Source organism: Pseudoflavonifractor phocaeensis (assembly GCF_021531815.1).
GTDB classification, from domain to species: Bacteria; Bacillota; Clostridia; order Oscillospirales; family Oscillospiraceae; genus Lawsonibacter; species Lawsonibacter phocaeensis_A.
On record NZ_JADYUM010000006.1, the window covers coordinates 144,755 to 160,780 of the forward strand.

Sequence of the window (16,026 nt, forward strand, 5' to 3'; positions counted from 1 at the left end):
GTGTCTTGACACCTGTGAACCTCATTTTCTGCATAAGAGGGTGTGTCCTTATGAAAGAATTCCTGAAACGGAAAAACATCGTCATCTCCGCCAAGCGGTACGGCATCGACGCCCTGGGGGCCATGGCCCAGGGCCTGTTCTGCTCCCTGCTCATCGGCACCATCATCAAGACCCTGGGTCAGCAGCTGTCCCTGGAGTTCCTGGTGGAAATGGGCGGCTTTGCCAGCGCCATGGCCGCTCCGGCCATGGCCGTGGCCATCGGCTACGCGTTAAAGGCGGACCCCCTGGTCCTGTTCTCCTTGGCAGCCGTGGGCCAGGCCGCCAACGCCAAGGGCGGCGCGGGCGGACCGCTGGCCGTCCTGTTCATCGCCATCATCGCCGCCGAAGTGGGCAAGGCCGTGTCCAAGGAGACAAAGGTGGATATCCTGGTCACCCCCTTCGTCACCATCTTCACCGGCGTGGTCCTGTCCTACATCATCGCGCCCCCCATCGGCGCGGTGGCCAACGCCTTCGGTGCCCTCATCAACAAGACCACCGAGCTCCAGCCCTTCTGGATGGGTATCGCCGTCTCTGTCCTGGTGGGCATCGCCCTGACCCTGCCCATCTCCTCCGCCGCCATCTGCCACACCCTGGGTCTGGTGGGTCTGGCCGGAGGCGCCGCCGTGGCGGGCTGCTGCGCCCAGATGGTGGGCTTCGCCGTCATGTCCTTCAAAGAGAACCGCTGGGGCGGTCTGGTGTCTCAGGGCCTGGGCACCTCCATGCTCCAGATGCCCAACATCGTGAAAAACCCCCGCATCTGGATTCCCCCCACCCTGGCCTCCGCCATCACCGGCCCCATCGCCACCTGCTTCTTCCGCCTGCAGATGAACGGCGCTCCGGTGAACTCCGGCATGGGCACCTGCGGCCTGTGCGGCCAGATCGGCGTGTGGACCGGCTGGCTGGCTCCCAGCGAAAAGGCCGTGGAGATGGTCAACGCCGTGACCATCACTCCCACCGCTTTCCACTGGCTGGGCCTGATCCTCATCTGCTTCGTCCTCCCCGCCGTCCTCTCCTGGGCCTTCTGCCAGGTCCTGCGGAAGATGGGCTGGATCAAAGAGGGGGACCTGACCCTGCCCCAGTAAAACAAGTTTGCTCCAAAAATCCCGTCCGGACGCTCCGGGCGGGATTTTTTCGAGAAATTTTGGAATTTTCCTTGACATTTTCCCTGTTTCCGGTATAATAATTAAGCCTGTCTCCATGGCGAGGCAGTGACATCCTTGCTCCCGGCGCGATGGCCGGGGGCCATACGTCCATAAGGAGGTGCAAGAAATATGGCAAAGATCAATGCGAACTATGAGGCGGTCTACATTCTGGATCCCGCTCTGAGCGAGGAGCAGATTGCCGCCCTGGTGGCGAAGTTCAAGGCCGTGGTCGAGGCCAACGGTACCGTCTCCGAGATCGACGAGTGGGGCAAGCGCCGTCTGGCTTATCCCATCAACGACCTGATGGAGGGCTACTACGTCCTGATGACCTTCACCGCTGCCGCCGCTATCCCCGCTGAGCTGGACCGTATCTTCCGTATTACCGACGGCGTGATGCGTTCCCTGATCGTCTGCAAGGACCAGTAAGGGGGAGCAGCTATGCTCAACAGAATCATTATCATGGGCCGCCTGGCCCGTGACCCCGAGCTCCGGCGCACCCAGACCGGGACCCCTGTGGCCTCCTTCCGTCTGGCGGTGGACCGGGACTTCAAGGACAAGTCCACCGGCGAGCGGTCCACCGACTGGATCGACGTGGTGGCTTGGCGGGCCACCGCCGAGTTTGTCAGCCGCTACTTCACCAAGGGCCGCATGGCTGTGGTGGAGGGCCGGCTCCAAATGCGGGACTGGACCGACAAGGACGGCAACAAGCGCACCAGCGCCGAGGTGGTTGCCGACAACGTCTATTTCGGCGATTCCAAGCGGGACGGCGAAGGCGGAGGCTACTCCGCCGGATACAGCCAGGGCGGCTACGCCCAGGGCGGTTACAGCCAAGGCGGTTATTCCGCGCCCGCCGCACCCTCCGGCTATGGGACCCCTCCCGCGGACGGGGACCAGTTTGCCGAGCTTTCTGATGACGACGGCGAGCTGCCCTTCTGAGGCCGCGCCGTGATACTTTGACCGTATATGGTCGTAAAAGGAGGTTAAATCCATGGCTATGGAACGTGATAACAGAGCTCCCCGCGGCCGCAAGCGCCGCAAGGTCTGCGCCTTCTGCGTGGACAAGGTCGAGCAGATCGATTACAAGGACGCCGCCAAGCTGCGCCGGTTCACTTCCGAGCGGGCCAAGATCCTGCCCCGCCGCACCACCGGCACCTGCGCCATGCATCAGCGCCAGCTGACCGAGGCCATCAAGCGTGCCCGTCAGATCGCCCTGCTGCCCTATGTGACCGACTGATTTGAAATCAAAAGAACCCCCGGACCTCGATCGAGGTTCGGGGGTTCTTCTGTCCTCTCCCGCTTTGAAATCGGAAGGTCCGCATTCTTCTCCCTTCGCCGCCCATTTCCGGCGGCGGGGGCAAGCCCCCGCCCTACCGGGCGGCTTGCGCAGACGCAGCAGTCAATCACCCGTAGGGCCCGATGCCCCCATCGGGCCGTGCGCTGCATCATCGCTGCATTTCGTCGCTCCGGCCCACCAGATAATCCAGCGTAACGTCATAAAAATCCGCTATTTTAATCAGCATTTCAACGGGGACATTGATTTTTCCCAGTTCATATTTGGAATATGTTGTCTGCCGGACACCTAACATTTCGGCCAGAGTCTCCTGATTTAAGTCCCGGTCCTCTCTCAAGTCCCGAATTCTCGAAAATGTCATAAATCATCACCCCATTTATCATACAATAGTCGTATCAAGACTGTTTACTTATAGTCGTATTGCGACTATAATAATTTTTGAGGTGATGACAATGTCCCGCGGACGCTATCAGCGAGAGGAATTCTGCGGCGGATGCCGGTATTTCCGGCTCCACTACATCAAGTCGGGCGACTGCTATTATCCCACCCATCTGGGCCACTGTGTCCATCCCATGGTCAAAGACCGGCGGGTGGACGAACACTGTCCCCGCTGGGCTCCGGCGGAACAGGCATAAAAAAGCTGCCGGCCCGCAGGGCCGGCAGTTCTTGTTCTCCTTGTGTCACTGTCCCGCTCCCGCCCTGGCAGGGACGGCGGCGGTCACGGTCCGGGGCTCATCGGGCCGTGAGGGATACAGCTTCCGCAGCCGCCTGATGCAGGCGGCGCAGGCCGGGATCAGGAACAGATCCGCGCACACCCAGGCAGCGGGGGATGCGAAGCAGGCGGCGGTGTAGCCGAACATGGGCACCAGCACGCCGCCCACCACAGTGCGGGCAACCATCTCCAGCACGCCGGCCAGGATGGCGAAGGTACTGTAGCCCATGCCCTGGATGGAGAACCGGACGATGTTCACCAGGGCCAGGGTGAAGAAGAAGGCCGTCAACGTGACGATATACTGCCGGGTCAGGTCCACCAGCCGGACAAGTTCCATCTCTCCGGAGTCCAAAAACAGCATGGCGCACTGGGGGGCGAAGGCCAGCATGGCCAGAAACGCGATGATGGCATAGATCAGGCCCATGAGGGCGCAGGAACGGACGCCTTTGCCCAGGCGGTCCAGTTTGCAAGCCCCCACGTTCTGGCCGCAGTAGGTGGCCATGGCGGACCCCATGGCGTCATAGGGACAGGCCAGCAGCTGAAACAGCTTGGCCCCCGCCGCCACCGCCGCCACATAGGTGCTGCCCAGGGTGTTCACCGCCGACTGGAGCACGATGGAGCCGATGGCGGTGATGGAATACTGCAGGCCCATGGGCACGCCCATCATACACAGCATCCCGCAGTGGCGGCCGCTGGGCCGGCACTCCTCCCGAGTCATGCGGAGGATGGGGTAACGCTTCGTCATGTAGAGCAGGCAGGCCAACCCGGACACGCCCTGGGACACCACTGTGGCGATGGCCGCTCCAGCCACCCCCGCGTGGAACCAGAGGATCAGAGCGAAGTCCAGAAAAATGTTCAGGAAGGAGGACAGGGCCAGGAAATACACCGGGGTCTTGCTGTCCCCCAGGGACCGGATGATGCCCGCCAGCAGGTTGTAGAGGATGGTGGCAGGGATGCCCATGAAGATGATGAAGATGTAAGTGTAGGAGTTTTCAAAAATATCCGCCGGGGTCCGCATCAACGTCAGGATGTCCCGGCAGAGCAGCCCGGTGGCCGCGGTCAGCACCAGGGCGAAGGCCGCCGCCAGATAGGCGGCGTTGGCCACGAACCGGCGCATCTCCGAAAACTCCCGCGCCCCCATCCGCTGGGCCACAGGGATGGCGAAGCCGCTGCACAGGCCCATGCAGAAGCCGATCACAAAAAAGTTGATGGAGCCGGTGGCCCCCACCGCAGCCAGCGCCCCGGCTCCCAGTAGCTTGCCCACGATCATGGTATCCACCAGATTGTAAAACTGCTGGAACAGCATCCCGAACAGAATCGGCATAGTAAAGGAAAAGATCAGCCGCATGGGGCTGCCTGTTGTCAGGTCCTTGGTCATAAAGTAACGTTCCTCCTTGGGCAATCAGCGTTCCTTTTTGGTACCGCACTATTATAATCACCCCAGGGAGACCTGCATAGCGGTGTTTTTCACAATCTTAATTTGTTTTTCCGCCCAAATTGCCGCAAGAATGGAGAATCCGGCCCAGCGCTCCGCCAAACCGTCCGTAAATCCATTCCAACATAAGAAGCGCCCCGGCGGACAAAGCCGCTGGGGCGCCAGATAAGGAGGAATAGAAGAAATCAAATGGAAAGATGGAACCGCTCCATCCAGGCGTTGAGCTGGACCAGATAGGCCATCATCTGGGGTCCGGCCATGAGCTGGCCGAACCAGGGCCGCCCGTAGTCCCCGACGCTGGTCATCAGGCCCTCCCGCAGGGCTTTTTCATCCACCAGAGGGCGGATGGGGGCGTTGGGATCGTCCAGGACCCGGGCCAGTCTGGCCCGGACCAGCTGCTCATACAAGGGGGCGTGGGTCTTGGGGTAGGGGGACTTGGGCCGGTTCCGCACCGCCTCGGGCAGCAGGCCATAGGCCGCGTCCCGGAGCACCTGCTTGCGCTGGCCGTTCATGGCCTTCATGGCCCAGGGGATATTCCATACATATTCCACCAAATGGTGGTCGCAGAAGGGCACCCGCACCTCCAGGCCGGAGGCCATGCTCATCCGGTCCTTCCGTTCCAGCAGGCAGGCCATGAACCAGTTCAGGGACAGCCAGCCCACCTCCCGGCGGCGGGCCTCCCCCGCCTTCTCCCCCTCCAGCCGGGGACAGGCGGCCAGGGACTGGCGGTAGCGGGTCTGGACGTAATCCTCCACCTCCAGTTCCCGCCACACGCCCCGGTCCAGAATCTGCCGCCGGGGGGACAGGTCGGGACACCATGGGAAGGTGTCCGCCGAGAGCATCTCCTCCCGCTCAAACCAGGGGTAGCCCCCGAACACCTCGTCGGCACACTCCCCGGACAGGGCCACCACATGGTCCCGGGCCACCTGGCGGCAAAAGTAGAGCAGGGAGGAGTCCACATCGGCCATGCCCGGCAGGTCCCGGGCCGCCATGGCCTCCTCCAGCAGGTTTGCCAGGGAGGGGATGTCACACTCCAGCACCCGGTGGCGGGTGTGGAACGCCCCGGCCATCATTCTGGCATAGGGGGCGTCATCCCCGGGCTGGAAAGCGGAGGCGCGGAAAAAGGCCTGATTGCCCACATAGTCAAAGGAGTAGGTCTCCAGGGGCGGCCTTCCCTCCCGGGTATAGGTCTGGGCCGCCACGGCGGTGATGATGGAGGAATCCAGCCCCCCAGACAGGAAGGTGCACAGGGGCACGTCGCTGACCAGTTGGCGCTGAATGGCTCCGGTGAGCAGGTCCCGCACCCGCTCCACCGTGGTCTCGTAGCTGTCCCCGTGGGGACGGCTGACCAGCTTCCAGTAGGGCCGCGCCCTGGGCCCTTCCCGGTCCAGCACCAGCTGGTGGGCGGGGAGCAGCTCCTCCACCCCCTCAAACACCCCCACCCCGGCGGTACGGGCTGGGCTGATCCCCAGCACCTCCCGCAGTCCCTCCGGGCCCAGCCGGGGCTCCAGCCCCGGGTATTCAAACAGGGCCTTGAGCTCGGAGGCAAAGACAAGGGTCCCGTCCACCCAGGCGTAGAAGAAGGGCTTCACCCCGAACCGGTCCCGGCCGCAGAGCAGCCGCCCGGTCCGCCCGTCCCAGAAGGCATAGGCGAAGATGCCCTCCAGCCGCTCCGCCGCCCCCTCGCCCCACAGGATCAAGGCCCACAGCAGAACCTCGGTGTCGCACTGTGTATCGAAAACGGCCCCTTCCCTGGCCAGTTCCTCCCGCAGCTGGGGGGCGTTGTACAGCTCTCCGTTGTACACCAGGACGCAGGGTTTGCCGTCCACGGTGCGCTCCATGGGCTGACGGCCCCGCTGGGGGTCCATCACCGCCAGCCGGCGGTGGACCAGCACGCAGTCCTCCCCCTGCCACAGCCCCTTGTCGTCCGGCCCCCGGTGGTTGAGCTGCTCCCCCATCCGGTGGCCCGTCTCGCGCCAGGCCAACGTGCCGTTGCTCCGGCGAAAATCACAAAATCCGCAGATCCCACACATAAGTACAAAACTCCTCCAACGATCACGTTTCCGCCCCTTGGGGCGGTGAAACAGCAAAGGCAGGGACGCCGGGAGCGCCGCCCCGTCCCGGCGCCAGGGAGGGAAGGAGCGCCAGGGCCCCTTCCCTCTCCCTATCTTATGCCGGGCTCTCCGCCCTGTTACAGCAGAAACAGCCAGAGCGCCCAGCCCAGCGAGGCCAGGACCGCCCCCGCCGCCCCCCAGGCGGGGCCGGGCAGCCGTTCCAGCCGCCGGTTCCAGGCCCGGCCCTGCTTCAGATAGCCGTCGGCGGCCTGCCGGGCCTCCTTCAGGACCTGGTCGGCGCTGACGCCCTCCCGGGCCAGGGCCTCCTCCTTGACAATAAAAATGGCCTCCTCAAACAGCTTGGGATCGGGAGACTTGACCAGGATGACCTGGCGGGTGATTCCCTTCACCATCTATGTCACATCCTTTCAGGGATCTTGTTGTTCCCAGTATTTACCCCTAGTCTGTCCCCATTTTCCCCGGTATATTCCCCCTTGTCCCGCCCGTACACTATTTCCACGGGATCAAGGGGGAGGGCTTCTGATTGGAGAAACGGCGGCTGGCCGAACTGGCGGTGCTGTATGTGGTCAATATTCTGATCATTCTGGCGGCACAGAGGCTGAGATAGGGCCGGTCCGCGGGCGGATCGTCCGTGGCCCATCAGCCCAGCAGCAGATCCAGGTCCTCCACCGTCATACCCGGCTGGAGGGCCAGGCTGATGCCGTAGCCCACGATTTTGGACAGGTCGGCCACCTGGCTGTCAATGTCCTTGGGGGTGACCAGCAGGTTCCGCTCCGGGGCCGGCTCCGGAAGCCGGTCGGCGCCCAGCAGGTCGGCGGCCAGGGTGGCCCCCTCCACCACCGTGGGGACCCCGACGGCCAGGACAGGCACCCCCAAACTGTCCCGGTCCAGGGCCATGCGGTGGTTCCCCGCCCCGGAGCCTGGGGCGATCCCCGTATCCGCCAGCTGGACCGTCCGGCACAGCCGCTCCAGAGACCGGGAGGCCAGGGCGTCCACCGCGATGACGCAGGCAGGCCGCAGCTTCCGGCAGACCGCCTCCACCACCTCGCCGCTCTCCACCCCCGTGTTTCCCAGCACCTCCGCCGCCAGGGAGGCCACGGGCCGCAGGTGGCCGAAGTGCTCCGGCATCTGCGCCACCAAGTGCCGGGTGACCAGGACATGCTCATGGACCTTGGGGCCGATGGCGTCCGGCGTGATGGACCGGTTGCCCAGCCCCGCCACCAGCACCAGTCCCTCCGGAGCCGCCTGCTCCAGCAGGGGAGCCAGCTCCCCCGCCACCGCCCGGACCGACCGTCCGAAGATGCCCTCCGCCCGGTTGGCCACGCCCTCCAGGGTCAGGGTCACGTAGGTCCCCCGGGGCTTGCCCAGCGCCCGCTCTCCCTCCCGGTCCAGAATGCGCACCATGGTCACCGGGATGCCCTCCCGCTCCCCGTCCCGGGCCTCCACGCCGGACAGCTTGGTGGTCTCTCCCGCGCTCTCCTGCCACAGCTCCCGGGCCTCCACCGCCAGGTCGGTTCTTCTCTGCTTCATACCGTGCCTCCGCCCCCATATCTTGTATGGATTTCTCCCTTTTTCCCTAGTCTTTGCGTCCGGGGGAGAACTATCCAATTTTCTTGAAAAAATTTAAAAAAACAGTTGATTTTTCTGAGGACCGATGGTAAAATACATATCTGCACAGGCGTACTGTGTCTAAATTAACGATGTAAATCGGAGGAGGTGTTTGGTTTGCCGAATATCAAGTCTGCCAAGAAGCGCGTGCTGGTATCCCAGACCAAAGCTGCGCAGAACAAGGCCGCGAAGTCCGCGCTGAAGACCGAGCTGAAGAAGTTTGACGCCGCCGTGGCGGAAGGCAACCGCAGCGAGGCCGATGTCGCTTACAAGGTGGCTGTCAAGGCGGTGGATAAGGCCGCTGCCAAGGGGCTGCTGCATAAGAACAATGCTGCCAACAAGAAGAGCAGCATGACCATCAAGCTGAACAAGCTGGCCTGAGGTCCGCAACGTCGAAAGCCGTCTGAACATCAGACGGCTTTTTTCGTTTTTCTGCCCATGTCCAGCCGGGAAGGAGTGACTCACCATACTGAACAAGATCCGCTCGATGCCGCCGGTATCCTTCTGCCTGGAAGCGGCGGAAGCCTATGACCGGGCGGGCGTGGCCCGCTCCGCCGCCGCCCTGTCCTACTTTCTCATTCTCACCTTGTTCCCCTTGCTCATGTGCGTCAACTACTTCATCGGCCTGTTTCACCTGGACCTGGAGCAATTTCTCCTGGGCATGAGCCAGTTCCTGCCCGGCGGCGTCTTGTCCGTCCTGCTGGATTATCTGACCTACGTGGCGGGCAGCCAGTCCCAGGGCCTGCTGGCGGCCAGCCTGTTCACCCTTGTGGTATCCGCCTCGGCGGGGCTGCGCACCCTGTTTGCCACCATGGACCAGCTCTTTGGGGTGACCGACCGCCGCCCCGGCAGCCTGCTTTTCGCCAGCGTCCTGCTGTCCGTTCTGCTGCTGCTCACCATCTACCTGTCGGTGGTGGTCATTTTCACCGGCGACTGGTTCTTCTGGTTTCTGGAGGGGCACCTGCCCCGGCTGCTGACAGAACTGCTCCCCCTGCCCGCCCTGTCCCAGCTGTGGAAGTGGATCCGCTACCTGCTGCTGTTCTGCTTTGTGCTGGTCCTGCTCCTGCTCATCTACCGGGCGGGAATCCCCCGCTGGCTGCTGTCCAATCGGGCTGTGCTGGCCGTCTCCTGCTTCACCGCTCTGGCCATGGTGGCCTGCTCGGTGCTCTTCTCCTGGTTCATCGGCATGTCCTCCCGGTACGCTCTGGTATACGGCTCCCTGGCCTCTCTGATCATCCTGCTGGTGTGGCTGTACTTCTGCGGCAACATCCTCCTGTTGGGCGCGGTGGTGGGCCGGGTCTGGCAGCAGCGCCCCAGGCGCTCCTCCCGCTGATTTTCTCCCCGGCATGCTCCCATGCCGGGGTTTTCTCACCCCTTCCTCTCTTTTCTTCCGGGTAAAAATATGGTACACTTCAACTGTCTCCAAACTATGATCCTTCTTTGCCCATGGGCATGAGAAAGGTGGTCTTTTTATGAACGACAAACTGATCCGCCAGATCGACCGGGAGATCGCCGAGGCCCTCACCGCCCGCCGGCTGGCCGCCCTCCCCAACCGGAAGGCCGCCCTGGCCCTGCTGAAGGACCCCCACTGGCAGGAGGGGCTGGCCGCCCTGTTCCCCATTCGGGAGCGGCTGACCTGTACCCGGGTCCTGGAGCTGTGCGCCCCCCTGATGGCCCAACTGTGCGCCGATGCCCCGGAGGAGGGCTGGGGGCCCTTCTGCTATCAATATGTCTGCCGCCTCATGTTCCCCTCCGTGGGCCCCATCCCCACCGGACCCCGGGGCGAGGCCGCCAAATTCTATCTCACCGTCCTCCAGGTCCTGCTGGACCACGAGCGTGCCGCCCTCCCCTTCGACCCCATGCTGGATTTCCAGTTCCTCCCCGAGGAGGAGTACGCCCAGTGTGACAACAGCAAGGAGTACCGCCGCCTGATGGCCGCTTGGCGGGAAGAGTACATCTATGAGCTCATGCGCCTGGGGCTGGAGTACACCCCCTTCAAGACCCTGAGCCACATCGCCGGCGTCCACTACATCGCCATGACCGCCGCCCGGGGGCTGAAGGAGGCGGGGGTGGAGGTGGACCTGTCCCTCATCTCCGCCGCGGCCGCCTCCCATGACTTCGGCAAATTCGGCTGCCGGCCCGGGGAGCGGGTGCCCTACCTCCACTACTACTACACCGACCAATACCTGCTGGCCCGGAAGATGGACAACATCAGCCATATCGCTTCCAACCACTCCACCTGGGACCTGGAGCTGGAATCCCTGTCGGTGGAGTCCCTGCTGCTGATCTACGCCGACTTCCGCTCCAAGCAGGACCGGGACGCGGCGGGCAATGAGATCACCGTCCTCTATCCCCTGGACCAGTCCTTCCAGGTCATTCTCTCCAAACTGGACAACGTGGACCGGAACAAACGCCGTCGGTACGAGTTCGTCTACGGCAAGCTCCACGATTTCGAGGACTACATGCGCTCCCTGGGGGTGGACGTGGACCTGACCGGCCAGCCCCAGCCTCCGGCCCCCCACAAGGACCCGGCCCTCATGGACCCGGAGGAGACGCTGAACAGCCTGATCCTGCTGTCGGTGGAGCACAACCTCCGCCTGATGCACATGCTGTCCAACGAGCAGAAGTTCGGCAACATCATCGAGGCCGCCCGCTCCGCCAAGAGCTGGCAGCAGCTGCGGGCCTATCTGAACGTCTTTGAGGAGTACTTCACCTACCTGTCCGTCCGCCAGAAGACCCAGGCCCTGTCCTTCCTCTACGAACTGCTGGTCCACCGTGAAGGCGACATCCGCCGCCAGGCCGGCGGACTCATCGGCCAGTTGATCGCCCGCTTCCACCTGGTCTACCGGAAGGAGGTCCCCGCCGACGCCCAGAGCGACCCGGCGGAGGAGGTCCCCTTCACCCTGTGGGAGCAGTATCTGGACATGATCATCTTCCCCGACCACAAGACCACCCCCCAGCAGCGCTCCCACATCAGCTACACCCTGAAACTGGTGGTGGGCTCCATGCTGGAGCACGCCCGCCCCGGGGACATCCCCCGCTTTTTGGGCGCTCTGCTGAAATACTATGAGAAGCCGGAGGAGCTGTCCTCCGACACCGCCTTCACCCTGTTGGACGCCATCCGCTACCTGCCCTCCCAATACTACGGGCCGGAGGTCCGGGGCCGGCTCATTGAGTTCGCCGCATATTTTACTGTCTCCGACGAGCTGCGCCTGTCCACCGCCGCCCTGGAATTTCTGCGTGAGGCCCAGCGGGCCCTGACCCAGGACCATCCCCTGATGCGCCGCATCGTCCAGATCGTCCGCCAAGTGGAGGACAGCCAGCTGACCACCATCTTCTTGAAGTGCAAGATCCTCCGCCGGGCCGGAGAGGACGTGACCGTCCTGGAGCAGACCCTGTACCAGATGGACATCACCAGCGAGGTCTTTTTGGACAACCTGAAGATCGCCACCCCCTGGGTGGTGAAGGTGGCCGGCGTGGAGCTGCTGTGGGACCAGGTGGAACGCGGGCTCAAGACCCACACCCTCCACATCGCCACTCACTTCTCCAACCTGGTCAAGGTGTCCGAGCGGGTGGTGGTCCGCCACACCGCCGGCCGCGCCCTGGTCCGCACCCTGTCCGTTCTGCGCCGGGACCAGCGCAACGAGGTGGTGGTGGAGCTGGGCAAGGGCCTGGAAATGGGCCAGTACGAGATCTCCAAGTATATCCCCCAGTATCTGGGCCAGGCCACCCTGTACCTCCACCCCAGCGAGCTGGACGAACAGGTGCTGTGGCTCAAATCCCTGCTGGGCTCCCCCAACGACTCCGCCGTGTCCGGCGCCCTGAACACCATCGGCGTGCTGCTCCAGTACTACCCCGCCTACCGGGACCGCTTTCCCGAGCCCGCCGCCGCCTACGAGAACCGGCGGCAGGAGCTGCTGGGCCTTCTTCTCCAGGGGCTGGCCCACTACCGGGAGGCGGTGCGGCAGGAGGCCATGCTGGTCATCGGCAAGCTGCTTTTCGAGTCCCCCGTCCTGAACATGGTGGAAAAGGGCCGGCTGTTCGCCCTGTGCTACCGCAAGCTCCTCTTCCTGATCCAGGAGGCCCCCCGCCAGGACGGCCTGACCTTCTTCTACCGGGCCGCCGCCCTGGCCCACATCAACCGCTTCATCGCCCTGCGGCGGCTGGACCACGGCCCCTTCACCTTTGAAAAGCCCCGGAAGATCGCCTTCTTCCCCGGCACCTTCGACCCCTTCACTCTGTCCCACAAGGGCATCGTCCACGCCATCCGGGACCTGGGCTTTGAGGTCTACCTGGCGGTGGATGAGTTCTCCTGGTCCAAGAAGGCCCAGCCCCACCTGATCCGCCGGCAGATCGTCAACCTCTCGGTGGCGGGGGACTTCCACGTCCACCTGTTCCCCGACGACATCCCGGTGAACATCGCCAATCCCGCCGACCTGAAGCGGCTGCTGGACCTGTTCCCCGGCCAGCGGGTGTATCTGGTGGCCGGCAGCGATGTGGTGGCCAACGCCTCCTCCTACAAGGCCCCGCCCCAGCCCTATTCCATCCACGGGATGAACCACGTCATCTTCCGCCGGGCGGGCGAAAAGGAACTGCCCAAGCCCCTGCCCATCACAGGCGAGGTCATCCAGCTCCAGCTGCCCCCCCATTTGGAGGACATCAGCTCCACCCGTATCCGGGAAAATGTGGACCTGAACCGGGACATCTCCAACTTCATCGACCCGGTGATCCAGGATTTCATCTATCAGAACGGCCTGTATCTCCGGGACACCCAGGACAAGCCCCTGCTCTACGCCGGGGATCTGGAGTTCCAGTGGGAGAACGACCCCTCCCCCGAGCTGCTGGCCCTGCTGACCGAGGGACAGCCCGAGCTGGAGCCCGTCCGCGCCGCCATTGCCCGCCAGGACGACCGGCTGCTGATCCTGCGCCGCACCACCGGACCCAGGACCCTGGGCTTCGTCAGCTACCGGCTCCTGTCCGCCTCCCAGCTCTTCGGCGCCCTGGGGGACAACGAGCTGGCCAACCGCATCCGCCTGCGCTCGGCGGGCAACGTGCTGCTTATCACCGCCTTGTCCGCCGACACCTCGGACAAGCACAAGGACTACGCCCAGCTTCTGCTGTGCGAGCTGATCGCCCGGGCGCTGGAGGAGGAGTATGTCTACGCCGTCTTCCGCCCCCACAACGGCCAGCTGCCCCCCTGGCTGGAGGACAATCTGACCCGGCTGGGCTTTACCGCCAAGGAGGGGGACACCCCCATTCTGGAGGCGGACATGCACGCCCCCACGGTGCTCATCCAGAATCTGGAGACCACCATTCAGGAGCCTCTGTGCCGCAATCCCCGGGTGCTGTCCGCCATCCGCCGGGGCCATGAGAAGCTCCAGCGGGCCTTGACCGGCCTGTATCCCGGCTCCCTGGTCCTCACTCTCTCCTCCGACATCATCCACCACCGGCTGCTGGAAAAGATCACCGCCTACAACGAGGTACCTGCCACCCCCACTGTCCCCCGGGTGCTGGGCGAGTGTATGTGCGTTCCCTTCGGCAAGATGCTCCGGGGCAAGATCGTCCCCAACACCGTCACCAAGACCCTGCACACCGACAAGGTCTACACCCCCGACCTGTCGGAGAGCACCCTGGAGGCCTTCCCCTATTACGCCCCCATCCCCAGCCAGATCCGCACCATCAAATCCTTCAACCGCCCGGTGATCCTGGTGGACGACCTGATGCACCCCGGCTTCCGCCTGAGCTTCCTGGACCCCATCCTGCGCCAGGTGGACGTACCCATCCGCATGGTGCTGGTGGGCGTGCTGTCCGGCTACGGCAAAGACCTGATGCGGTCCTGGGACCGCCCGGTGGACAGCGTCTACTTCCTGCCCCGGCTGCGCCAGTGGTTCGTGGAGTCCACCCTCTACCCCTTTGTCGGCGGCAACACCGTCCGCCGGCCCACCTCTCCGGTGCCCGGCCTGCTCCCCGGCATCAACCACATCCTGCCCTACGCCGTCCCCGCCTATCAGAACGAGTGCGGCCGCGAGGCGGTGTTCCAGCTGTCCCGCACCTGCCTGGAGGCCTCCCTGGACGTGATGCTCACCCTGGAGCGGGAGTACCGGGTCCTCTACGGACGGAACCTGACCCTGTCCCGGCTGCCTGAGGCGGTCATTCTCCCCCTGTGCCCCGATAAGGGCACCTGCCTGCGCTACGATCCCAATCTGTCCGCCTCCGTCTACCTGGAGAACGATTTGGAGCAGCTGCTGCGCCAAAACCAGTGAGATACTATCGCAGAGCCGCCGGGGATGTCGACCCTGTGCGCTTGATTTCTAACTCGAAAAAGGGTGATCTTATGTATTACTACCACTATAACGGCGCCAACCTGGTGTCCCTCCAACCTCTGGATGGCTTCGGCCCTGAAACCGCTCCCGTCACGGAAGGGCGGCTCTTCGCCCCGGTGGCCGGGGACCCGGTACTGGGCCGGGGCTCCTTCCGGGTGAGCCACCCCGGCCAGTTGGCCGCTCCCCACGGACTGGAGACGCTGGACGCCTCCCGCCTGCCCTCTGTCCAAATCGATGAGGCCGCTGCCGCCGTCATCGCCGAGGGCCGCCTCACCGCCGTCAACATGGACCGCCCCGGCTGGGAGGCCCTGCTCACCGCCGCCCCCAAAGCCGGGAAGAAGCGGGTCCACATCCTGGCCATCGGGGACGTGGGGTCCACGCTGCTGACCGGCCTGAAGCTGCTGGGGGGCGACGTCATCTCCTCCATCGGCATCTGTGACCTCAGCGACCAGATCACCGCCCGGTGGGAGTTTGAGATGGGGCAGATCGCCCTGCCCTGGCAGTACGACGCCTTCCCCGAGGTGGAGGTCATCCCCCCGGAGCGGCTATTCGACTGCGACATGTTCGTCTTCGTGGCCTCCAAGGGCATCCCCCCTGTGGGCTCCGGGGTGAAGGACGTGCGGATGTACCAGTTTGAAAACAACGCCAAGATTGTGAAACACTATGCCAAAATGGCCCGTCAGGCCCATTTCCAGGGGCTGTGGTGCGCCGTGTCCGACCCGGTGGACCCCCTGGCCAAGACCGCCTATCTGGAGAGCAACCGGGATGACGACGGCAACTGGGACGGCCAGGGTCTGCGGCCCGAGCAGGTCCAGGGCTTCGGCCTGGGGGTCATGAACGCCCGGGCGGCCTACTACGCCAAGCGGGACAGCCGTTTCGCCTCCTTCCTGTCCGAGGGCCGGTCCTTCGGCCCCCACGGCACCGGACTGACCATCGCCAACTCCATTGAGCACTATGACGACGCCCTGTCCCAGGAGCTGACAGACCTCACCGTCACCGCCAACCTGAAAATGCGGGAGATCGGCTTCAAGCCCTATGTGGCCCCCGCCCTGTCCTCCGGGGCCCTGTCCTTGCTGCTCACCCTCCGGGGGGAGTGGCACTGCGGATCTGTCTTCCTGGACGGCATCTATATGGGCGTGAGGAACCGCTACACCCCCGCCGGCATCGAGACCGAGGTGCTTCCCCACATCCCTGACGCCCTGTTTGGCCATATCCGGGACGCTGCGGAGCATTTGAAAGAAGTGCTGTGAATTTTCGTTTATCGGCCCACGGGGCCGGAAGCCTGTGTCATGTAGGGCAAGGGCTCTGCCATTGCCTTTGACGACCGTTATGCTGCGCTCAGGTAGGGCGGCCCCTTGGGGCCGCCGCAGCCGAGCGTCGCAGAGTTTACAATTCCGCCTG

General features: G+C 64.1%; 14 protein-coding genes. 9 read left to right on the top strand and 5 right to left on the bottom strand.

The annotated features are described in order from the left end of the window. Nucleotides 1–50 precede the first annotated feature (50 nt). The 4 genes from I6E42_RS05620 (at nt 51) to rpsR (ending at nt 2,415) form a co-directional block, all read left to right on the top strand. Nucleotides 51–1,121: a PTS transporter subunit IIC gene (locus tag I6E42_RS05620; protein ID WP_235370949.1), complete on the top strand. Its 1,071-nt coding sequence runs from the start codon at nt 51–53 to the stop codon at nt 1,119–1,121. 189 nt (nt 1,122–1,310) lie between these two features. Next, nucleotides 1,311–1,607: a 30S ribosomal protein S6 gene (gene rpsF / locus I6E42_RS05625; RefSeq protein WP_235370950.1), complete on the top strand. Its 297-nt coding sequence runs from the start codon at nt 1,311–1,313 to the stop codon at nt 1,605–1,607. A gap of 12 nt (nt 1,608–1,619) precedes the next feature. Further along, the gene (locus I6E42_RS05630) at nt 1,620–2,117 is read left to right on the top strand and encodes a single-stranded DNA-binding protein (protein ID WP_235370951.1); all 498 of its coding nucleotides are present in this window, start codon (nt 1,620–1,622) and stop codon (nt 2,115–2,117) included. A 58-nt stretch (nt 2,118–2,175) separates the two neighbouring features. Then, the gene (rpsR, locus tag I6E42_RS05635) at nt 2,176–2,415 is read left to right on the top strand and encodes a 30S ribosomal protein S18 (RefSeq protein WP_412761287.1); all 240 of its coding nucleotides are present in this window, start codon (nt 2,176–2,178) and stop codon (nt 2,413–2,415) included. Nucleotides 2,416–2,623: 208 nt separating this feature from the next. Here rpsR and I6E42_RS05640 read toward each other — a convergent pair whose 3' ends face one another. Beyond that, nucleotides 2,624–2,833, bottom strand: coding sequence for a helix-turn-helix domain-containing protein (locus I6E42_RS05640; protein ID WP_235370953.1), 210 nt, complete (start codon nt 2,831–2,833; stop codon nt 2,624–2,626). A gap of 91 nt (nt 2,834–2,924) precedes the next feature. Here I6E42_RS05640 and I6E42_RS05645 point away from each other — a divergent pair, with 91 nt between their 5' ends. Then, nucleotides 2,925–3,107: a hypothetical protein gene (locus I6E42_RS05645; protein WP_235370954.1), complete on the top strand. Its 183-nt coding sequence runs from the start codon at nt 2,925–2,927 to the stop codon at nt 3,105–3,107. Nucleotides 3,108–3,152: 45 nt separating this feature from the next. Here I6E42_RS05645 and I6E42_RS05650 read toward each other — a convergent pair whose 3' ends face one another. From I6E42_RS05650 to gpr, 4 genes are all read right to left on the bottom strand, one after another. Next, nucleotides 3,153–4,562, bottom strand: a complete 1,410-nt coding sequence (locus tag I6E42_RS05650) for an MATE family efflux transporter (RefSeq protein WP_235370955.1) — start codon at nt 4,560–4,562, stop codon at nt 3,153–3,155. 242 nt (nt 4,563–4,804) lie between these two features. Then, nucleotides 4,805–6,652 (bottom strand): asparagine synthase (glutamine-hydrolyzing), encoded by a 1,848-nt coding sequence (gene asnB, locus I6E42_RS05655; RefSeq protein WP_235370956.1) that lies wholly within the window; start codon nt 6,650–6,652, stop codon nt 4,805–4,807. 158 nt (nt 6,653–6,810) lie between these two features. Further along, the gene (locus I6E42_RS05660; protein WP_235370957.1) at nt 6,811–7,086 is read right to left on the bottom strand and encodes a translation initiation factor 2; all 276 of its coding nucleotides are present in this window, start codon (nt 7,084–7,086) and stop codon (nt 6,811–6,813) included. Nucleotides 7,087–7,333: 247 nt separating this feature from the next. After that, complete coding sequence (gpr, locus tag I6E42_RS05665) at nt 7,334–8,224, bottom strand: GPR endopeptidase (RefSeq protein ID WP_235370958.1); 891 nt, start codon at nt 8,222–8,224, stop codon at nt 7,334–7,336. A 195-nt stretch (nt 8,225–8,419) separates the two neighbouring features. Between gpr and rpsT the strand changes: the two genes are divergently transcribed. The 4 genes from rpsT (at nt 8,420) to I6E42_RS05685 (ending at nt 15,875) form a co-directional block, all read left to right on the top strand. Further along, nucleotides 8,420–8,683 (top strand): 30S ribosomal protein S20, encoded by a 264-nt coding sequence (gene rpsT / locus I6E42_RS05670; RefSeq protein WP_087397759.1) that lies wholly within the window; start codon nt 8,420–8,422, stop codon nt 8,681–8,683. A gap of 106 nt (nt 8,684–8,789) precedes the next feature. Then, entirely contained in the window at nt 8,790–9,635 is an 846-nt protein-coding gene (locus I6E42_RS05675; protein WP_235370959.1) for a YihY/virulence factor BrkB family protein, read from the top strand. 139 nt (nt 9,636–9,774) lie between these two features. Next, nucleotides 9,775–14,565, top strand: coding sequence for a nicotinate-nicotinamide nucleotide adenylyltransferase (locus I6E42_RS05680; protein ID WP_235370960.1), 4,791 nt, complete (start codon nt 9,775–9,777; stop codon nt 14,563–14,565). Between the two features lie 71 nt (nt 14,566–14,636). Further along, nucleotides 14,637–15,875 (top strand): lactate dehydrogenase, encoded by a 1,239-nt coding sequence (locus I6E42_RS05685; protein WP_235370961.1) that lies wholly within the window; start codon nt 14,637–14,639, stop codon nt 15,873–15,875. Nucleotides 15,876–16,026: the final 151 nt, after the last annotated feature.